The sequence below is a fragment of the Syntrophaceae bacterium genome (assembly GCA_013177825.1).
Taxonomy (GTDB): Bacteria; Desulfobacterota; Syntrophia; order Syntrophales; family PHBD01; genus PHBD01.
In genome coordinates, this window is sequence record JABLXX010000001.1 from 1,023,355 (window position 1) to 1,044,649 (window position 21,295).

General features: G+C 63.5%; 17 protein-coding genes. All 17 read left to right on the plus strand.

Going from position 1 to position 21,295, the window contains the following annotated elements:
• Positions 1-3 precede the first annotated feature (3 nt).
• The 17 genes from HPY65_04595 to HPY65_04675 all read left to right on the plus strand — a co-directional run bounded on the left by HPY65_04595 (position 4) and on the right by HPY65_04675 (position 21,189).
• Positions 4-1,698: a hypothetical protein gene (locus HPY65_04595; GenBank protein NPU83747.1), complete on the plus strand. Its 1,695-nt coding sequence runs from the start codon at positions 4-6 to the stop codon at positions 1,696-1,698.
• Positions 1,699-1,781: 83 nt separating this feature from the next.
• The gene (locus tag HPY65_04600; protein NPU83748.1) at positions 1,782-2,741 is read left to right on the plus strand and encodes an MBL fold metallo-hydrolase; all 960 of its coding nucleotides are present in this window, start codon (positions 1,782-1,784) and stop codon (positions 2,739-2,741) included.
• A 377-nt stretch (positions 2,742-3,118) separates the two neighbouring features.
• On the plus strand, positions 3,119-3,910 hold the full coding sequence (locus tag HPY65_04605; GenBank protein NPU83749.1) for an ABC transporter ATP-binding protein: 792 nt from the start codon (positions 3,119-3,121) through the stop codon (positions 3,908-3,910).
• Complete coding sequence (locus HPY65_04610) at positions 3,907-4,680, plus strand: ABC transporter ATP-binding protein (protein ID NPU83750.1); 774 nt, start codon at positions 3,907-3,909, stop codon at positions 4,678-4,680. The genes HPY65_04605 and HPY65_04610 overlap by 4 nt, the downstream gene beginning before the upstream one ends.
• Before the next feature lie 7 nt (positions 4,681-4,687).
• On the plus strand, positions 4,688-6,532 hold the full coding sequence (locus tag HPY65_04615) for an AMP-binding protein (protein ID NPU83751.1): 1,845 nt from the start codon (positions 4,688-4,690) through the stop codon (positions 6,530-6,532).
• A gap of 38 nt (positions 6,533-6,570) precedes the next feature.
• Entirely contained in the window at positions 6,571-7,470 is a 900-nt protein-coding gene (locus tag HPY65_04620) for a branched-chain amino acid ABC transporter permease (protein ID NPU83752.1), read from the plus strand.
• 4 nt (positions 7,471-7,474) lie between these two features.
• On the plus strand, positions 7,475-8,512 hold the full coding sequence (locus HPY65_04625) for a branched-chain amino acid ABC transporter permease (protein ID NPU83753.1): 1,038 nt from the start codon (positions 7,475-7,477) through the stop codon (positions 8,510-8,512).
• 83 nt (positions 8,513-8,595) lie between these two features.
• Positions 8,596-9,810 carry an ABC transporter substrate-binding protein gene (locus HPY65_04630; protein ID NPU83754.1) on the plus strand — a complete coding sequence of 405 codons (1,215 nt, stop codon included), beginning with the start codon at positions 8,596-8,598 and terminating at the stop codon, positions 9,808-9,810.
• Positions 9,811-10,017: 207 nt separating this feature from the next.
• Positions 10,018-10,890: a nitronate monooxygenase gene (locus tag HPY65_04635; protein ID NPU83755.1), complete on the plus strand. Its 873-nt coding sequence runs from the start codon at positions 10,018-10,020 to the stop codon at positions 10,888-10,890.
• A gap of 620 nt (positions 10,891-11,510) precedes the next feature.
• Positions 11,511-12,275 (plus strand): glucose 1-dehydrogenase, encoded by a 765-nt coding sequence (locus tag HPY65_04640; protein NPU83756.1) that lies wholly within the window; start codon positions 11,511-11,513, stop codon positions 12,273-12,275.
• 93 nt (positions 12,276-12,368) lie between these two features.
• Entirely contained in the window at positions 12,369-13,814 is a 1,446-nt protein-coding gene (locus HPY65_04645) for a hypothetical protein (GenBank protein ID NPU83757.1), read from the plus strand.
• 148 nt (positions 13,815-13,962) lie between these two features.
• Complete coding sequence (locus HPY65_04650; protein ID NPU83758.1) at positions 13,963-15,147, plus strand: thiolase family protein; 1,185 nt, start codon at positions 13,963-13,965, stop codon at positions 15,145-15,147.
• A gap of 14 nt (positions 15,148-15,161) precedes the next feature.
• Positions 15,162-15,578: a Zn-ribbon domain-containing OB-fold protein gene (locus tag HPY65_04655; protein NPU83759.1), complete on the plus strand. Its 417-nt coding sequence runs from the start codon at positions 15,162-15,164 to the stop codon at positions 15,576-15,578.
• Positions 15,579-15,595: 17 nt separating this feature from the next.
• Positions 15,596-16,051: a hypothetical protein gene (locus HPY65_04660; protein NPU83760.1), complete on the plus strand. Its 456-nt coding sequence runs from the start codon at positions 15,596-15,598 to the stop codon at positions 16,049-16,051.
• Positions 16,052-16,088: 37 nt separating this feature from the next.
• A complete protein-coding gene (locus HPY65_04665; protein NPU83761.1) occupies positions 16,089-17,231 on the plus strand; it encodes an acyl-CoA/acyl-ACP dehydrogenase in 1,143 nt (380 codons plus the stop codon).
• Positions 17,232-17,451: 220 nt separating this feature from the next.
• On the plus strand, positions 17,452-19,101 hold the full coding sequence (locus HPY65_04670) for an AMP-binding protein (protein NPU83762.1): 1,650 nt from the start codon (positions 17,452-17,454) through the stop codon (positions 19,099-19,101).
• A gap of 72 nt (positions 19,102-19,173) precedes the next feature.
• Entirely contained in the window at positions 19,174-21,189 is a 2,016-nt protein-coding gene (locus HPY65_04675; GenBank protein NPU83763.1) for a hypothetical protein, read from the plus strand.
• Positions 21,190-21,295: the final 106 nt, after the last annotated feature.

A 21,295-nucleotide genomic window follows, 5' to 3' on the forward strand; every position in this document is an offset into this window, starting at 1 on the left:
TCCATGAACGCCGTCTGGACCCTGCTCACTCCCCGGATCCTGTCTTTTCGCAACGGTGCCGTCGTGGACGCCCAGCGCTACCGAATCCGCGCCGCCCTGTTCGGGTCCCTGGGCCTGCTCTTCTGGGCGGGAATCTTCGCCGTCTTCTACCGGGTCCTGAAATATTTCCGAGGCGCCGAGGGATTCGGCGACATTCTCGCGGCGAAGCTCCTCTCGATGGTGCTGGTGACGTTCTTCGCCATCCTCGTCTTCAGCGGCATCATCACGAGCCTCTCCAAACTCTACCTGAGCCGGGACCTCGTCCTCGTCCACGCCCTGCCTGTTTCGCCTGCGCGGATCTTCCTGTCCCGCTGGATCGAGAGCACTGCCGACAGTTCCTGGATGGTCGTCGTCTTTAGCCTGCCGGTTTTTCTCTCCTACGGCATTGTCTACGGGGCGGGTCCGGGGTTCTACGCCGCCGCCGGCCTTTCGCTCCTGTCACTGTGCCTGATCGCCTCGGGCATCAGCGCCCTGGCGGTGCTCGTCGCCGCCGTCGTGCTGCCGGCGGGGCGTCTCCGGACGGTGTTCCTGTTTCTCGCCGTGGTCATTACACTGGGACTCGTCCTGGCGTTCCGTCTCATGCGGCCGGAGCGAATGGTCAATCCCGAGCAGTTCCAGACGGTGATGGCCTACCTGAAATCCATGGAGACGCCGGGCTCGCCCCTCCTGCCCACCACCTGGATGATGGACGCCCTTCTGGCTTCCCTGAAGGGCGCCTGGAGGGACTCTCTGTTTCACCAGGCTTTGTCCTGGAGCTGTGCGGCGTCCTTTGTCTTCGTCACCACGGGACTCGCCGGCGTTCTGTATTTCCCCGGGTTTTCCAGGGCCCAGACGGCGGCCGAGCGCCTGTTCCCGACCCGCTGGCTCCGGCCGGGGCGGCGGCCCGTCCTGCTACGCTTTCTGCCGCCGCCGGTCCGGGCTCTGGCGTTCAAGGAGACCCGGAGCTTCTTCCGGGATCAGACCGCCTGGCCCCAGCTGTTCATGATCGCGGCCCTCATCGCGGTGTACCTCTACAATTTCTCCGTCCTGCCCCTGGACAAGACGCCGATCCGCACGGTCTATCTCCAGAACCTGTTCTCCTTTCTGAACATGGGACTGGCGTCGTTTGTGCTTACGGCCATCGCGTCGCGCTTCGTCTTTCCCGCCGTGAGCATGGAAGCGGAGGCCTTCTGGATCCTGCGCTCCGCGCCGGTCTCGATCCGGACGTTCCTGTGGATCAAGTTCTTCCTGTACTATGTGCCGCTGGTTATCCTGGCGGAGATCCTGATCGTCTTGTCCAACCTGCTTCTGAACGTCACCCCGTTCATGATGGGACTGTCGACGGTCACCGTGTTCGCCATGGTCCCCGGCGTTGTGGCCCTGGCGGTCGGCTTGGGGGCGGCTTACCCGGATTTCAAGTCCGAGAATCCCGCCCAGGCCGTGACCAGCTTCGGCGGTCTCCTGTTCATGATCTCCTGCGCCGGGTTCATCGGGGCCGTCATCATCCTGGAGGCCGGCCCGGTGTACCAGGTCTTCATGAAGGGCCTCCATGGGGGAGCTCTTTCCGGACTTCAGTGGGTATGGCTCGTCGTTTCCTTTGCAGTCTCCCTGGTCCTCTGTATCCTCGCCGTTGTGCTTCCCATGCGGATGGGGGAGCGGCACCTGCTCAATCTCGAATAAACATCATAGAAATGTTACAGGATTATTGCCAATCCGGTTCCCAGTCTGTTATAGTTCGCCCCACTTGATGGGGGGGAACATACATGTACGTTCATTTCTGGGGAACCCGCGGCTCCCTGCCGGTTTCCATGACGGCGGAGGTTGTCCGCGGGAAGATCCGCCGGGCCCTTCTTGAGAGCCGGAAGCAAGGCCTCAAGACCGATCAGGACGTGGAGGCGTTTCTGGAGAAGCTTCCGTTTTCGGTCCGGGGCACCTACGGCGGAAATACAGCCTGCGTGGAGATCGGGGGCGGCGAGGAGACCGTTCTCTGCGATGCCGGAACGGGTCTCCGGGACTTCGGGAACGCCTTTCTCAAGTCCGGTCGCGGTTCCGGAAACAATCCCGCCGTCTTTCACCTCTTCATCACCCATGTCCACTGGGACCATATCCAGGGGTTTCCGTTCTTCGTCCCGGCATATATCCCGGGGAACCGGATCATCGTCTACGGAGTCCATCAGGATCTCCGGCGGTGCCTGACCCGCCAGCAGGAGAGCCCCTTCTTCCCGGCGCCGCTCTCGTCCATGAAGGGGGACATCCGGTTCGTTACCCTCCAGGAGGCTAGGGAGTACGAGATCGCCGGGTTCAAGGTTCGGGCGATCCGCCAGAACCACCCGGGGGATTCCTATGGATACTCCTTCGGGCGGGGCGGCCAAAAAGTCGTCTTTTCCACCGATGCGGAGCACAAGGGGGAGAACAACCGGCATGCGGAAGATATTGTGGAGTTCTACCGCGACGCCGACCTCCTGATCTTCGATGCCCAGTACAACCTCCTGGACGCGATCGACACGAAGGAGAACTGGGGTCACTCGAGCAACCTGACGGGCGTGGAGCTGGCCGTCCGGGCCGGGGTGAAGCGGCTGTGCCTGTTCCACACGGAGCACAGCTACCCGGATGAGATGATCGAGCAGTTCCACCAGGACACGAGAAAATACCTGAAGATCCACGCCGAGTCCCATCCCCTGGAGATTCTGGCGGCCTACGACGGCCTGTTGATCGAACTCTGATAAACCGCCCGTTCCGGGAGGTTTTCGTGGGGGGACGGCCGTTGTCTCCTGAATGTCTGCCGGGTCGTTCACCTGTGTTCTCTCCCGGACAGACCGCCCGCTGCATTCTTGTGCAGCGTTTTTCATCGCATCACACCAAAAATTGTTCTCTGTTGTGCGCAACATATGGATTCACTGTCCGGCATGTTGTGCGCAACTCCCCGTCCGAGGCGGCTGATCGAATTGTAATGTCTCGATAGCATTCATGTATTGAAGATGTCCGCCGTGGCATCCTTCTTGCGTTTTCTATCACTGGTTACCCGGCAAGTCTCCGGCCCCGACGGCCGGGGCAAAAGTCTCAATTTTCCCTTATTCCCGTAACAGATTCATACAGGGCGATGCTCAAGATCACCAATCTGGAGACAACCTATCATGATGTCGTGCTGGCGTTGAAGGGAATCTCCCTTACGATTCCGGCGGGCGGGGTCGTGGCGCTCCTGGGCTCGAACGGAGCGGGAAAGACGACGACCATCAACAGCGTCTGCGGGATTCGGAAGACCATCAACCTTACGGTCGAGGACGGGACGATCGAATTCGCGGGATCGGTGATCAACGACCGGGCGCCCCACGAGATCGTGGCCCTGGGGATCTCGCAGGTCCCTGAGGGACGGCGGATTTTCGCGGAGCTGACCGTCGAGGAGAACCTCCGGATCGGATCCTGGCGTGTCGACCGCCGCCGGTTCCCGGAGAACCGCGATCGCGTGCTCCGGCATTTCCCGGTCCTCCGGGAGCGTGGGCGGCAACTGGCGGGATACCTGAGCGGCGGGGAGCAGCAGATGCTCGCCATTGCCCGGGCCCTGGTGGCGGAGCCCGGACTCCTGATCATGGACGAGCCTTCCCTGGGGATTGCGCCGATCGTGGTCCGGGAGATCTTCGAGATCATCCGCCGGATCAACCGGGAGGAGGGAACGACGATTCTCCTGGTGGAGCAGAATGCCAGCGCAGCCCTGTCTGTCGCCGATTACGGCTATATCATGGAAAACGGGCGCATCGTCATGGAGGGGGCTGCGGCTGAACTCCGGGAGAGCAGGGACATCCGCGAGTTCTACCTGGGCCTGACGGCGGTGGGGACCCGGAAGAGCTTCCGGGACGTAAAGCACTACCGGCGGAAGAAGCGATGGCTGTCATGAAGGATGCGGGTGCGGAACTTCTGGCGCTGGAGGGCCTGTCGATCCATTTCGGCGGCATCCGGGCTCTCGAGAACGTCTCCCTTTCCGTGCGGGAGGGTGAGATCTACTCCATCATCGGCCCCAACGGCGCGGGCAAGACGACCCTTTTCAACTGCATCAGCGGCATCTACCGGTACCAGCAGGGGAGCGTCCGTTTCGCAGGCAGGGCGATCAAGGGCCGGAAGCCCCACGAGATCGCCCGCATGGGCGTCGGCCGGGCCTTCCAGAACATCGCCCTCTTCCGGGGCATGACCGTCCTCGACAACCTGCTGTCGGCCCGGGAGCCGATTCTCCGTTACGGCCTCCTGGAAGCGGCCCTGTTCTGGGGGCGCTGCCGGCGGGAGGAGATCAAGAGCCGCGACGCTGTGGAGGAGATCATCGAATTCCTCGACCTCCAGGCGGTGCGAAAGCTCCCCGTGGGGAGCCTCTCCTACGGCATCCAGAAGCGGGTGGAACTGGCCCGGGCGCTGGCCATGAATCCGAGGCTGCTGCTGGTCGACGAACCGGTGAGCGGCATGAACATGGAGGAGCGGGAGGACATGGCCCGCTACCTCATCGACATCAACGAGGAGATGAACATCACCGTGGTGCTCATCGAGCACGACATGGGGCTCGTCATGGACCTGTCCGACCGGGTCTCCGTCCTGAATTTCGGAACCCGGATTGCCGAGGGTACTCCCGATGAGATCTCCGGGAATCCCGAGGTGATCCAGGCCTACCTGGGGGCGTAACGATAACATGGAAACGACGGATACGACCCTGCCCCGGCTGCTCCTGGAAAAGGCGGAGCGCTACGGCGACCGCGTCGCCATGAGACACAAGCACAAGGGAATCTGGCAGGAGATCTCCTGGCGGACCTATCTGGCACGGGTGCGGGCTCTGGCGGCGGGGCTGGCGAAGCTGGGGATGGAGCAGGGCGACCATGCCTCGATTCTGGGAGAGAACTGCCCGGAATGGGTGATCGCCGACCTGGCCATTCAGAGTCTGGGGGGCGTCTCCGTTGGCGTCTATCCGACCAACTCGGCGGAGCAGGTGCGCTACATCCTTGACCACTCCCGGTCCCGGTTCGTCGTTGTCAAGGACCAGGAGCAGGCCGACAAGGTCCTCTTCGTGGCGGACCGGCTGCCGCTCCTTGCAAAGATCGTCGTGATCGACATGAAAGGACTCCGGAATCACCCCGACGATCGGATCGTTCCCTTCGCGGAGGTGGAGAAGGCGGGGCGGGAGGCGGCCGGCCGGGCGCCCGGGGCCTTTGCCGAGGCCGTTTCCCGGACGCGGCCCGACGACGTGTCCTTCATCGTCTATACCTCGGGCACCACCGGCGCACCCAAGGGGGCCATGATCACCCACCGCAACATCGTCCACCAGATCCTCCACGCCCTGCAGCCGGTGCTCCACCTGGGTGAGCGGGACTCGATCCTGTCCTATCTTCCCCTCTGCCACATCTTCGAGCGGAACCTCGCCATGGCGATGCCCCTGGTCCTCGGCTACACGGTCAACTTCGCCGAGTCCATCGACACCGTCCAGGAGAACCTCCGGGAGATCTCTCCCACCTTCTTCGCTGCGGTGCCGCGGATCCTGGAGAAGATCCATTCGACGGTGCGGATCAAAATGGAGGACTCGACGCGCTTCAAGCGGCTCCAGGTCCGACTTTGGGAGCCCGCGGGGAAGGCTGCCGCCGGGCATCGCATGGGCGGCAGGCCGCTTCCTCCGCTCCTGCGCCTGGCCTATGCCCTGGGATACCTTTGGAGCTACCGGCCGCTACGGGACCGGATCGGCCTTGCCCATTGCCGGTGCATCATGAGCGGCGGGGCGCCCATCGCGCCGGAGATCCTGGCCTTTTTTCGGTCCCTCGGAATCCGGACCGTCGAGATGTACGGGCTCACGGAAACATCCGGCGGGGCGACAGGCCCCCACGGCCGGATCAAGGACGGATCTGTCGGCGAGCCCTGCCGGGCTCTCGAGTGCCGCCTCGCCGCGGACGGCGAGATCCTGCTGAAAGGCGACTCGATCTTTGCCGGATACTACCGCGACGAGGCCGCCACAGCCGACGTGATCCGCGACGGCTGGCTCCACACCGGCGACATCGGCCAGTTCGACGAAGACGGCCACCTCTATATTGTGGACCGCAAGAAGGACATCATCGTCACTTCCGGGGGCAAGAACATCTCCCCCTCGGAGATCGAGAACCGGCTCAAGTGCAGCAGTTATATCAAGGAAGCCGTCATTGTCGGGGAGGGCCGCAAGTACCTGACCGCCCTGGTCCAGATCGACTACGACAACGTGGGCAACTGGGCCCAGCGGAAGCGGATCCCCTACACGACCTACCGGAGCCTGGCGGAGAACCCGGACGTCTACCGGCTGGTCCGGGACGAGGTGGAGGCCGTGAACGAGGACCTCGCCCAGGTCGAGCGGGTCAAGAAATTCCACATCCTCATCAAGGAACTCGACCAGGATGACGAGGAAGTGACGGCTACGCAGAAGGTCAAGCGGAGGATCATCGACGAGCGGTTCTGCCGGGAGATCGAATCGATGTACGGCGAAGCGGGAAAAAAAGAACCGGGGGCGCAGGCAGGCAGATAAGCCCGGAGGCCGGAAGGCCGGAAAGGCGTGGGGTACGGATGGAGAAGGTGCTGGAGATCGTGTTCAACGGGGTGTCCATGGGCGCGATCTACGCCCTGCTGGCGCTGGGATTCGTCATGATCTTCAAGTCCACGGGCATCCTGAACTTCGCCCAGGGCGAACTGGCCATGGCGGGGGCCTTCCTCTGCTATACCTTTGCCACGCTGGCCCAGCTTCCCTATGTCCTGTCCTTCGTCCTTGCGCTGGCCGCCGCGGGCGTCCTGGGGGCCGTCGTCGACGTCGTCTTTTTCCGGCGCATGGTGGGAGAGCCGGTCTTCTCCACGATCATGGTCACCGTCGGGCTGGCCTGCATCCTCACCTCCCTGGCGGGTTTCCTCTGGGGGCACGATGTCTATTCCATCGTCTCCCCGTTCACCGACGGGACGGCGGCCGTAGGGGGCCTCGTCGTATCCCAGGGATCCCTCTACACCATCGCTGTCTCGGTCCTCCTCTTCCTCCTGCTCCTCCTCTTTTTCAACCGCTCGCTCCTGGGGATCGCCATGAAAGGGACTGCGGAGGACGCCGACACGGCGGGCCTGATGGGGATCAACGTACGGCGGATTCACGCCCTGGCCTGGGTCCTCGGGGCGGTGCTGGCCGCCGTGGCCGGGATCTTCCTGGCGGAGCAGAGCTTCGTCCGCCTTTCCATGAGCCACACGGGGATCAAGGCCATGGCGGCGGCCATCCTGGGCGGGATGGAGAGCCTCGGCGGCGCCATCCTGGGGGGGCTCCTCATCGGGATCGTCGAGAGCCTGGCGGCGAACTATCTCAGCGGAATGGAGCTGGGGAACTTTCATTTCGGGGACATCAAGGACGTGGCTGCCTTCGCGATCATGATCCTGGTTCTGATGATCCGTCCCCACGGCCTCTTCGGCCGGAAAAAGGTGGAGCGGGTGTAACGCCATGGGGCGATCCTTCAAGACAAGCTACGGGGCCGACATGGCCCTGCTCCCGAATCTCTGGGTGAAGGCGTGGCTCGTCCTTCTCGTCCTGGCCCTCATCGCGGTTCCGTTTTTCCTGAACCGCTACCAGCTCAGCATCCTGAGCGAGATCTGCATCGCCGTCATCGGGGCGCTCGGCCTGAACCTGCTGACGGGATACACGGGACAGATCTCGCTGGGCCACGGGGCCTTCCTGGCCATCGGGGCCTACACGACGGCCCTGCTCACCGGGGAATTGGGCCTGCCCTTTGCGCTCTCCCTCCCTCTGTCGGGATGCATGGCGGCGCTCCTGGGTATGGTCGTCGGCGTCCCGTCCCTGCGGCTCAAGGGGCTTTACCTGGCTCTGGGCACCCTGGCCTTCGGTTTCATCGTCGAGTACGTCCTCTTCCACTGGGACCTGACCCAGGGAGACCGGGGGCTGCCCGTGCCGCCTATCGGCCTGGGCGGATTCACCGCCGATACGGAGCGGCAGGTGTTTTTCGTTCTTCTCGCGCTCTCGGTCGCGGCGGTCCTGGCAGCCAAGAACATCTCCCGGACGAAGATCGGCCGCAGCTTCTGCGCGATCCGGGACCGGGACATCGCAGCGGAGGCCATGGGAATCCCGCTGGCCCGGTACAAAATCATGGCCTTCGGCATCAGCGCCTTCTTCGCCGGGGCGGCCGGCTGCCTTGCCGCCCACTACCAGAAATGGATCGTGCCGGGTCTTTTCGACCTTTCCCTCTCCCTCGCCTACATCGCCATGATCGTCCTGGGGGGGCTCGGCACCATCCTGGGGTCGATCCTGGGCGCGCTTCTGATCTCGGGGATTCCCCACGGCATCACCTATGCGGTCGATCTCTTCAAGGAAAGCCATCCGGCCCTGAGCGGTCTGATCGTGGATTTCAAGCTGGGGATTTTCGGGCTCATCATCGTCCTTACGCTTCTCTTCGAGCCGCGGGGCCTCTTCGGGGTCTACCTGCGGGCGAAGACGTACTGGAAGACGTGGCCTTTCCGTTACTGAGGCCGCGGGAGATTCGGAAACCGGGCCTTTCCGGTCGGCCGGGGGGCGGGCCGGAGGGTCAAACCAGGAAAAGGAGGAATACCATGAAAAAGAGGACTGTCTTGACCGCCCTCGTGGCGGGGTTGCTGATCGGCCTGATCGTCGTGGCCGGTTCATGGGCTGCGGACGTGCGGGGAGTCGCGGACAAGTCCGTCAAGATCGCCTGTCTGGTCGATCTGTCCGGGCCGGGCAAATACGGTGGGCCCCCGGTGGCCGACGCCTTCCGGGACTATGTTGCCTGGGTCAACGACACAGGCGGCGTTCACGGCCGGAAGATCGACCTGATCGTCGAGGACAACGGCATCCTTCCCAGCACGACCATGGCCGCGGCCCGGAAGGTCCTCCTGAAGGACGGCGTCTTTGCCATTGCCTTCAACCTGGGAAGCGCCGGCGCCAGCGCCATCGTGCCGCTCTGCGAGGAAAACAGGGCCGTCCTCATGCCCCACGGGGCGAACAAGAAATTCTACCAGCCGGGAAACAAGTGGGTCTTCGTGCCTCACACGGCGCAGTTCGACATGGCGACCCGGGCGGTGGAATACATCCTGGAGAAGAATCCGCGGGCGCGGATCGGCATCATCTACCAGGACGACGACTTCGGCCGGGAGGGCCTGGACGGCGCCCGTGCGGCGGCGGCCTTCAAAAAGACGGCCCTCGTGAAGGAGGCGCCTTACAAGACGGGAACGATCGACTTCACCCCCCACATGAACGCCATGCGGGACGCAAAGGTGGACACCATCGTCCTGTGGACCTATTTGCCCCAGTCGGCGGCCATCATCAAACAGAGGGCGAAGATGGGCTGGAGCGTCAGCCTGATCTCCAACAACACCACGGGGGTTCCGCCCCTTTTCGCCCTGGCGGGGGAGCAGGCCGACGGCTACATGCTCGTGACGCCCTATGCGCCGGGCTGGATGGACCTCCCGGGAATCAAACGGATCAAGAAGATCAACGCGAAGTACGGCAACGTGCAGAAGACCCTCGGAAACCCCGCCTATCCGGACTATCTCTACCTGGCCGCCTGGGGCTACATCGAGGCGTTTGTCGAGGGGCTCCGGAAGGCCGGCCCCAACCTGACGCCGGACACCTTCGTCCGAGGTCTGGAGAGCATCCGCAATCACGACATGGGCGGTCTGTGTCCGGACATCACCTTCGGGCCGAAGCGGCACGTCAGCAGCTTCTCCAGCCTGATCCTGAAGGCCGACGGCAAGAAGAAGCGCTTCGTCATCGTCGATCCGATCCGGGAGCCGAAAACGCCGCGCTAGAAGACGGACCGGGCGGTGGGGGCAGGCGGAAACGCAGTCTCCCTCCGCCCGCCGGCGGATTGCGGACGTCCGGCCGCCCGTCCGGGGAGATGGTAAAGACGGACAGCCGGAAGACAGGATAAAACCGGCGGCGGTCGCTGTGACACGGGCCGGAAAGGGGGGGAGGGGATGGAAGCGCCGGCGGCGATCCGGACGGAACTGACGGAGATGCTGGGCATCGACTACCCCATCATCGGGGCGCCGATGTTCCTTGTCTCTTTTGAAGAACTGGCGGCGGCCGTCTCGATGGCCGGAGGGCTGGGGACGCTTCCGCTGCCCAATTTCCGGACCGTCGGCGACCTGAGGAAGTCGCTCGAGGCGGTCCGTCGCGCCACCGACCGGCCCATCGGGGTGAACATCCACCTGTCGGGCAAGTTTGACTGGCGTGAGCAACTGGCGGTCTGCCTGGACTACGGCGTCCGCTTCTTCCTGACCTCCCTGGGAGACCCGCAGCTGATCCTCGACGCCGTCCATGGAAAGGGCGGCGTCGTCTTCGCCGATGTCGTTTCGCTTCGCCAGGCCGTCCGTGCCGGTGAGAAGGGCGTCGACGGCCTGGTGGCGGTGGGCTCCGCCGCGGGCGGGCATTCCGGGACGACCCCCACGATGATTCTCGTTCCCTATCTGAAAGCAAAGACCGGCCTGCCCGTCGTGGCCGCCGGGGGCGTCAGCACCGGCGCCCAGATGGCGGCGGCCCTCGCCGTCGGAGCCTGCGGCGTCGTCGTGGGGACCCGGCTCATCGCCACCCCGGAGGCCCGGGCGGCGGAGGCTTACAAGGATGCCGTCGTCAGGGCCGATCCCGACGATATCGTCGCGAGCGACCGGATCACCGGAAACCCGGCCAATTGGCTGGAAGAGAGCATCCGGGCCTTCGACGAGCGGCCCGACCCCGCCTCGAAGCGCTGGCGGGACTTTTGGAGCGCCGGCCGCAGCGTGGCCCAGACGGAGGAGATCCGCCCCGCCGGGGAGATCGTCCGGGAGATGGCGGCGTCCTACGTCGAGGCGGTCCTACTCCTTGGCGGCACGCTTGCGGGAAACCGCTGATTCTCATGCCCCCGCGGAGTTCGGTTTATCCGGGGCGCGGGGGCTGTAACGGGGGCGTGCCGCCGTCGCGGAAACTTTTCCGGACGGGCTGTTGAAAAATACCCGTCTGCTGCGTTTCCCTTATCCTTCGCCATTCGACGTACCGAAAAGGGTACGACTCATGGCTCAGGATTTCGGGGGCCTTGCATCCGGGCATTTTTGAACAGCCCGCCCTATACTTCCGACAGGGGCGTCCCAATTGCTCCTCTGGAAACCCCCGGCCGCGCCCCCGCGAAGTTCTGTTTTGCCGGGGCGCGGGGGCTGTCGCCGGCAAGGATTGGTTTCAAACCGTTCTCCTTTTCGGGCTCGCGGTGCCGCCGGACGGATTTGGCACTTCCCGAAGGTGGGTACGCACAACATGCAGGTGGTCCTGCGCAACATGTTGTGCAGGAGGTGGGACCGTACCTCTCTGTGCTATGATAAGTGTGCGATATAAATAAGCTATATATGTTCCAGAGGATGGCATCGATCTTGCAAAATTGAGATGCGTGACCGTCCATCGGTCTTCAGCCGTTCAAACGGGGGCGGGCCTGCTGCCGGCGCCCACCAACAGGCAAATCTACGCAGAAAGGAGAACAGCTTTGGATACTTCTTACTTGGCCCTGGAAGGAAAGGTGGCCCTGGTAACGGGCGGGAGCCGCGGGATCGGCAAAGCCATCGCTCTGGCCCTGGCCGATGCGGGGGCGGACGTGGCGGTCAGCGCCCGGAAACTGCCGGACCTGGAGAAAGTGGCGGAGGAGATCCGCGCCAAAGGGCGGCGCGCCCTGGCCGTCTCAGCCCATGTGCGCGAGATGGAGGCCATCCGCAACATGGTGGAGACCGTCAAGAACGAGTTCGGACGGATCGACATCCTGGTAAACAACGCCGCCACGAATCCCGGCATGGGGCTCCTCGTGGACATGGAAGAGAAGATGTACGACCAGATTATGGTCACCAATCTCAAGGGCTACACCATGACGAGCATCCTGGTCGGCAAGATCATGCAGGGCCAGAAGAGCGGTAACATCATCAACATCTCCTCGGTAGGCGGCGTGTCGCCGGACATCGGCCTCGGCCTCTACTGCATCAGCAAGGCCGGCATCAACATGCTGACCCGGGCGATGGCAAAGGAACTGGGGCCCTACGGCATCCGTGTCAACTGCATCGCCCCCGGCGTCGTACAGACCAAGTTCAGCCAGGCCCTCTGGACGAACGAGCCCCTGCTGAAGCAGGAGATGGGCCATACGCCCCTCGGACGGATCTCCCAGCCGGAAGAGGTGGGCAGGGTCGCCCTGTTCCTGGCTTCGGACGCCTCGTCCTACATGACCGGCCAGATTCTCGTGGCCGACGGCGGCGGATCCATTTAGCGGTCAAAACCAAGCGCCCGGCCCCGCGGGCTGAAAATGAGGATCGGGGACCGGCCTTCGACGAGGCCGACCAAATCAAGGAGGCAAATCGACATGGGTTTGATGACAGCGCAGGAGTACAGGGACAGTCTGAACGACGGCCGTATCGTCTACTACAAGGGCCGGAAGATCGAGAACGTGGCGACGGATCCCGATCTGATGGCCTGCGTCGAGACCGTTGCCGTCGATTATCTGATGGCCCACGATCCGCAATACAAGGATCTGGCCCTCGTCTATGACGAGGAACTGGGAGAGAACATCAGCCGTTACAATCACGTGCCGAAGAACGGCGAGGACCTGCTCAAGCACCTGGAGCTCATCATCAAGGCGACGGAGCTGGGCGACGGCTACATTCCCCTGGCCCACGACATCGGCGCCGACGCGATGAACGCCATCTCCATCACCGCTCGGACGATGGGGGATGCGGGGAAGGTTTACCTGGAGCGGATCGAGAACTACCGGAAGTACCTGAAGAAGACCGACAAGTGCGTCGTCGCCGGAGTCACCGACGTGAAGGGCGACCGGAAGCTCCGGCCCTCCGACGCGGGCCAGGCCCACCCGGACTTCCATGTCCGGGTCGTCGACAAGAACGACGAGGGCGTCATCGTCCGGGGCGCCAAGGTCCACATCACCGGGGCGGCCTACTGCAACGAGTTCTTCGTCATCCCCTGCCGGGCCATGAGCGGGCCGGAAGACGCCCCCTACGCGATCGCTTTCGCCATCCCGGCGAACACCAAGGGGATCCGCCAGATCGTCCGGCCCTTCCACGGGCGGATCAGCGATATGGAGTTCCCCCTCGAGAGTCCCCTCCGCCGCATGCACACGGACTCCCTGATCATCTTCGACGACGTCTTCGTTCCCTGGGACCGGGTCTTCCTGTGCGGCGAGTGGAAAATGGCCGCCACGATGGTCTACAACTTCGCGCTGATGCACCGCCGTACGGGCTGCGCCTACCGCATCCCGCTGAGCGAGCAGCTGCTGGGAGTCGCCGTGGCCATCGCGGATTACAACGGCGTGAGCGACGCCCCCCACGTCCGGGAGAAGATCACCGAGCTGGTCATCTACCTGGAGACCCTCTCGGCCCTGTCGCGGTCGGCCTGCCTGGATTTCGTGAACCACGCGGGGATCCCGGTGCCGAACCCCATCACGACGAACATCGCCAAGTACCACTTCGCCCACAACTATCACAAGGTCTGCGAGATCATCCAGGACCTCGCCGGCGGCCTCCTCGTGACGGCGCCGACCTACAAGGACTGGCAGAATCCCGAGACCCAGGCAGACATCAAGAAGTACCTGCAGGGGAAGGCCTCCGTTCCGACGGAGGACCGGCTGCGGATGTTCGACCTGATCCGCCGGATCACCTCGGCGGACCTGGAGACGATCTGCCTCCATGGCGAAGGCTCACCCTTCGCCGAGCGGATGACGATCTTCATGGAAGCCAGGAAGATCATCGGCCGGTGCAAGGGCATCGCCGAGAATCTGGCAGGCATCAAGAAGTAACCGGGCGGCGGGCGGGGACCCTTTCCCCCGCCCGCCGACTCCCGGGTATCACGGGAAACAGGACGTCTCGCAGTGGAGGAGCGGCCGCGCAGACCGGCGGGTCCGTCAGCGGCGGGTTCTCGGCACGACGCGAAGCAAGGAGGAAAGCATGAGCAAGCTGAAAGGAAAGGTCGCCATCGTCGGGATCGGCGAGGTGCCGACAGGCCGTTTCCCCGAGACGGCGGCCATCTACCACGGCATGGCCTCGGCCAAGATGGCCATCAGGGACGCCGGGATCGACAAGGACGAGATCGACTACGTCATGCCGACGGGAGCCCTCTACAGCCCCGCCTTCAACACGGAGCTCGTCACCTGCCGCATCGCCGAGGAGCTGGGCCTCAAGAACGTGAAGAAGAACTGCCAGATCTTCGCCGGTGGCTCCAGCAGCACCTGCGCCCTCGAGATCGCGGCGGCCCTGATCTACAGCGGCGCCGCGTCGATGATCCTGTTCGTCCACGCGGATAAGCTGGGCACAGGTGTCACCGCCCAGGGGGCCATCGACCTATTCTCCACGGCGGGCATCTCCGCCGAGTGGGAGGTTCCCTACGGCCAGCACTATTCCGCGGTGACCGCCCTCTCGACGATGCGCTACATGTACGAGACGGGCTGCACCGACGAGCACATGGCGGCGGTCTGCGTCTCCAACCGGAAGTGGGCGGAGTTGAATCCGAACGCCTTCTTCCGCAAGCCCCTCACGATCGAGGAGGTCGTCAAGTCCAAGATGCTTTCCACGCCGCTTCGGGCCAAGCAGTCCAACATGCTCTTCGACGGCGGGGCGGCCTTCATCGTGACCTCGGCCGAGCGGGCGCGGGACCTCGTGGAGAAACCCGTTTATCTGCTGGGAGAGGGAGGAGTGGTCACCCATTTCGTCTATTCCCAGGAGCCCGATGTATCCCGGTTCGGCTGGGCAAAAGCGGGCCGGATGGCCTTCGAGGAGGCGGGACTCACCGCGGCGGACATGGACCTCGCCGAGATCTACGACTCGTACCCCATCTTCCAGATCATCGGGTTCGAGGAACTGGGCTTCTGCAAGCGCGGCGAGGCGGGGGAAATCTTCCTCCGGGGAGAGACGTGGCCGGGAGGCAGGATCCCGTGCACCACCAACGGCGGCATGCTCTCCCAGGGCCACACGGGAGCCGGTGGCTCCGTGGCGCTCCTGGTGGAGACGGCCCGGCAGCTCATGGGCAAGGCGGGGGATCGCCAGGTGCCGAACGCCCGCTTCGCCGTGGAGACGGCCGTGGGCGGGACGTACATGGACGCCCAGGTGTCCATTCTCGGAACAGAGATCCCTTAGAGAGGAGGAACGACATGGACGCACCGAAGAAACCCGTACCCGTGGTGAACCCCTGGGCGAAACCCTTCTGGGATGCCGCGAAGGAAGAACGGTTCATCATCCAGAAGTGCACGGATTGCGGAAAATACATCTTCTATCCGCGGATCGCCTGCCCCCACTGCTTTTCGGACAATGTGGAGTGGGTCCCCGCCTCGGGCCGGGCAACCGTCTACACCTACACCGTCGTCGAGAGCAATGCCCCCTCGGCCTTCATCGCCGACATGCCCTACGTCGTTGCCGTGGTCCGGCTCGAGGAGGGCGGAGTGCAGATGCTGACCAACATCGTGGGCTGCAAGCCCGAGGATGTCCGCTGCGACATGCCCGTGGAGGTCGTCTTCGAACAGCTCAACGACGACTTCAAACTGCCCAAGTTCCGCCCCGCGGCGAAGTAAAGGGAAAGGAGAAAGCCATGCCGGACAAGTACTGGGAAGATTTCGACCCGGGGTTCCATTTCCAGACCCCGTCGATCACCGTCACGGAGACCCACGTGGTGAACTGGGCGGGCCTCACCATGGACTTCTATCCGCTCCACACCGACGAGGTCTACGCCCAGAAGACCGTCTTCAAGGGGCGGATCGCCCACGGCCCGCTGATCTTCGGACTCGCGGTGGGACTGGCGGCGCAGGCCAAGATCGAGGGCGGGGCCATGATCGCCTGGATGGGGACGGACAACATGCGCATGTTCGCTCCCGTGAAGCTGGGCGACACGATCACGGTCCACATCACCGTGAAGGAGAAAAAGGAAACGGCCAAGCCGGTCCAGGGATTCCAGGTCTGGCATTACGAAGTCCGCAACCAGCGTGACGAAAAGGTCATGTCCCTGGACATGAACTTCCTCATGCACCGGCGGCCCCAGGCGGGTTGATGGATCGGGGAGACCGAGCGGAAAAGGAGACGGTGCGATGGATTTGAGCTTTACGGAACAGCAGAACGCCCTCAGGAAGACCGTCCGCGACTTCGTGGAGCGGGAGATGCCCCGGGAGTGGGTCCGGGCCTTCGACGGCCGGGACGAGTTTCCCCACGACCTTGTCCGGAAATTCTGCGACCTGGACCTGGCGCGGATCAACATTCCCAAGGAATACGGCGGAAAGGGCGGCGACGTCCTGGACCTGATGATCCTTTTCGAGGAGATCTCGAAGCGCCTGGCGGTCCTTTCCTGGGCACTGGGAAACATCCTCCTCTACGGCAACGAGATCATCACCGTAAACGGCAGTGACGAGCAGAGGGCGAAGTACCTCCCGCGGCTGGCGAAGGGCGAGATCATGTTCAGCTTCGGCCTTACGGAGCCCAATGCCGGGTCCGATGCGGCGAGCATCCGGACGAAGGCCGTCCCGGAGGACGGCGGCTGGGTGATCAACGGCAACAAGATGTTCATCACCGGCGCCGGCGTGACGGACTATACCGTCACCTTCACCCGGACGAGCGAATCCAAGTATAACGGGATCACCGCCTTCATCGTCGACACGAAGCTGCCGGGATACAGCACGCGCCCCGTCGAGAAGCTGGGCTACCACGGCTCCAACACCTGCGAGGTCAACTACGACAACGTTCGTGTACTCCCCGAGGACATCCTGGGCGGCGAGAAAGGTTTAAACAACGGCTGGAAACAGGAGATGAAGCTCCTCAACCAGGAGCGCCTTGTCCTGTCGTCCTGCTGCATCGGCATCGCCGAGGCGGCCGTCAAGGACGCCCTGGCTTTCGCCGCCGAAAAGATCAAGCGGAGTGCCGGGACCGACACCCAGTCCCTCCAGCACACCCTGGCGGAGATGGCCACGGACCTGGAGGCGATGCGGCAGCTGGCCTATTCCGCCGCCTGGAAGGAGGTGCAGCGGATGCAGCCGGTCCTGGAGACCTCCATGTCCAAGTACTTCTGCGCCGAGACGGCAAAGAAGATCTGCCTGCGCGGCATCAACGTCATGGGGGAGTCTGGTTCTCTCATGACCCACGACATGCAGCGCTATTTCCGGGACATCCTGATCCTGGCCATCGGCGGGGGGACGTCCCAGATCCAGAAGAACATCCTCAGCAAGGTCCTGGGGATGTAACGCCGCCCCTGACACTGTCGTTTCGCTGGAGGGGGTAAAATATTACCGGCAAAACGACGGAAAGGGATGAAACGCGGCAAGCGGAAGCGAGGAAAGATGCGGAATCGGCCGGACGGGTGCGGGGGGACCAATACCAAAGGCATACCCGGGAGGCACTCGGGCGGCGAGGGATGGATTGCCACAGTAACGGGGATTCACCATCGATAAAAGGAGAGGAACGATGCAGAGAAACTGGGAACAAAACTGGCCCAAGCAGGACCCCCTGGTCCCCCCCCTTCCCACGGAGCCTATTTTTGAACTGATCCGCAAGCAGGCGAAGATCCGGCCCGACAAGACGGCCATCCTGTTTTACGGACATGAAACGACCTTCCAGGAACTGGACGACGCCACCGATCGCCTGGCCACGGCCCTCGTGAACATGGGCCTCGGGAAGGGCGACCGGATCGGCCTCTACTTCGAGAACTGTCCCCAGTTCGTCATCGGTTTCTACGGCATCCTGAAGATGGGCGGCATCGTCGTGAACGTAAGCCCCATGTACAAACAGGATGAACTCGTTCATGAGCTGAAGGACGCGGGGGTCGAGACGATCATCATGGAGGACTTCTTCTGGCCCGTCCTGGAGCCTGTCATCGGCGAATGCGGACTGAAGAACATCCTCGTCACGAGTTTCGCCGACTATCTGCCGGAAAAGCCGACGATCCCCCTGCACGCCTCCATGTCCACGGAGAAGAAGAGCATTCCCGGCACCATCGACTTCAAGAGCCTCATCGAGAAGACACCCGCCAATCCGCCGAAGGTGGAGATCGACCTGGAAAACGACGTGGCCCTGCTCCAATACACGGCGGGGACGACGGGATCCCCCAAGGGGGCCATGCTGACCCACGGCAACATGGCGGTCCACAATCTGGCGGTGCGCCATTACTATGAGTACACGGAGAACGACGTCCACCTGATCATCCTGCCCCTGTTTCACATTACCGGCCTGGACATTGCCATGAACCCGGCGCTGGCGGTGGGGAGCACCCTGATCCTCTTCGCCCGGTTCGACCTCCTGCCCATGCTGGACGTAATCCAGAAATACAAGGTCACCGGGTGGGTCACCATCACGCCCATCAACGTGGCCGTCTGCAACCTGCCCATCATCGGCAACTACGACCTGAAGTCCCTCCGCTTCGTCCTCTCCGGCGGCGCCCCGGTTCCGCTGGAGATCCACAAGCGCTGGAAGGAGCTGACGGGGACCCACATCGTGGAGGGTTACGGCCTCTCCGAGTGCACGGGCGGCATCGTGGGCAACAACTGCCAGAACTTCTCGCCGGGCACCATCGGCAGCCCCGTGTTCTGGCACGACGTGAAGATCGTCCATCCCGCCACGCCGGACAAGGAAGCCGGCATCGGGGAGGAGGGCGAGCTCTGGATCAAGGGACCCTGCGTCATGAAGGGCTACTGGAATGCCCCGGAGCAGACGAAGAACACCATCACCCCCGACGGGTACCTCATGACGGGGGACATGGTTACGGTGGACAAGGACGGCTGGTTCCGCATCGTCGGACGGGCCAAGGAGATGATCAAGGTCTCCGGGTTCTCCGTCTTCCTGGCGGAGATCGACGCCTTCCTGTACCAGCACCCGGCGGTCGCCGAGGCGGCGGCCATCGGTGTTCCCCATCCCTACCGGGGAGAGGAGCCCAAGGCTTATGTCGTCCTGAAACCCGACTTCAAGGGCAAGGTCACCGAGCAGGAGATCATCGACTGGTGCAAGGACAAGATGGCGGCTTACAAGGTGCCCGCCTCGATCGCGTTCACGGACGGTCTGCCCAAGAGCGGGGCGGGAAAGGTCCTGCGGCGGCTGTTGGCGGAACAGGAGAAAAAATAAACCGATTTCGGGGTGCCGGATCGTCTCCGGTCCGGGCCATCCGGCATCCCGAAACGTGAAAGGATGAAGGACATGGGAAAGGCGTTTACCAGCGAGGATCAGGGCGGCATCGCCGTCATCCGGATCGACGTGCCGGGAGAGGCCGTCAACACGTGGACGAACGAGGCCATTGCCGGCTTCGAGGAGACCCTGGCGGAACTGGAGAAGGACCGGTCGCGCTATCGAGCGGTGGTTTTCTATTCCGGCAAGGCGACGGGTTTCCATGCCGGTGCCAACCTGGACATGCTGGGGGAGCAGACGGACATCGAGGCGTTCCGTTCCCGTCTGGCCCATTTCAACGATCTGTTCGGCCGCCTGGAGAACCTCGGCGTCCCTACCGTGGCCGCCATCAGCGGCCCCTGCATGGGAGGCGGCTACGAGTTTGCCCTGGCCATGACAGCCCGGATCGCCGCGAACGGTCCCCGGACGCAGATCGGACTCCCGGAGTGCAACGTCGGAGTCATCCCGGGCGGCGGCGGCACCCAGCGCCTGCCCCGACTGATCGGTCTGGGAGCCCTGGAGATGATCGTCCGCGGGGCCGTCGTTCCCGCCGGCAGGGCCCTGGAACTCGGCCTGGTGGATCGGGTCTGCCCGGAAAAGGAGGATCTCCTGGAGCGGGCCAAAGCCTTTGCAGACGAGATCGGCCGGGATGCATCGCTGCTCCGGAGAAGCGCGCCGGACCTCTCCGGCCTGGACGAAGCCGTCGCCGCGGCCCGCGCCCTCGCCCGGAAGGCCGCCCGGGGCCGGGACCTGCCGGCGCCCCGCCTTGCGATCAAGGCCGTTGAGGAGGGACTGAAGTGCGCTTCCCTCGCGGAAGGGCTGAAGATCGAGACGGAGTGTTTTCTCGAGGTCCTGGCGACGCCGGAATGCAAAGGCTCCATCAACACCTTCTTCCTGAAGACCTATTCGGACAAGCCTCTGACCATGATCCCCAAAGGGTTCCATCCCCGGCCCCTGAAGAAACTGGCCGTGCTGGGCTTCGGCACCATGGGACGGGGGATTGTCATCGACATGCTGCGGCGTCTCCAGGTACCGGTCGTGGTAAAGGATCTCCCCGAGGCCATGGAGCCGGGGATGGCCTTTGTGAAAAAAATCCTGGAGGGCATGGCGGCGAAGGGCCAGCTCAAAAAATCCGTCGATGACCTCATGGGGCTGCTCAAGCCGGTGTCGGAATGGACGGCCGATTTCGCCGACGTCGATCTCGTCATCGAGGCGGTTTTCGAGGATCCCGCCGTAAAGGAGCAGGTCTACGGGGACCTCTGCCGGGCCGTGCCGGAGAACTGCCTGATCGTCAGCAACACATCAAGCCTGCCGGTGGACCGGCTGGCCCGGAGCGTGACGTTTCCGCAGCGCTTTCTTGGGGCCCATTTCTTTTCCCCCGTCTGGCGCATGGAGCTCCTGGAGATCATCCGGGGAAAGGAGACCACGGACGAGGCGGTGTACGATCTCCTGAACTTCGCCGCAGGCCTGCGCAAACGCCCCATCATCTGCAACGATAATCCTGGTTTCGTCGTCAACGCCATGCTATTTCCTTATTTCATCAAGGCATACGAGTTGCTGGGGGAGGGCGTGCCCATGGATGCCGTGGACGATGCAATGATGCGGTTCGGCCTCCCCGTCGGCCCGATCCGTCTCACCGACGAGGTGGGGATCGACGTGTCCTACCTGGTCCTGACCAAGTCCCTGGGACGGAAGGCGCCGATGGCGCTGGAGAACATCTACAAGGCGGGCCGCTTCGGCCGGAACAAGAACGGAAAAGGGTTTTACACGAAGGAAGGGGCCGTCGATCCCGAGGCGCTTCCCCTTGTCAATCCGCAGGGGCTGAAGAAGGAAATGAGCGTCGAGTCCCTCCAGGAAATGCTGTTTCTGCCCTTTGTGGAGACAGGGAAGGAACTGCTCGACAAGGGCGTCGTCAAAGGGCCCCGGGCCGTCGACATCGGCGCCGTCTGGGGGATCGGCTTTCCCGCCGACAAGGGAGGGCCGCTGAAGTGGGCCGACCTGACCGGGTTGAGCGGGAAGCTTTACGGCAGGAACTTTTACAAGAGTTGAGCCTGGAGGCGGGAGGCCGGCAGGGTCTGCGGCTGTGCCCTCCATGGAGGGGGCCGGGGGACCGGCCCGCGCGGTCCGGAACAGAACCGGGACAAACGGGAAGCCT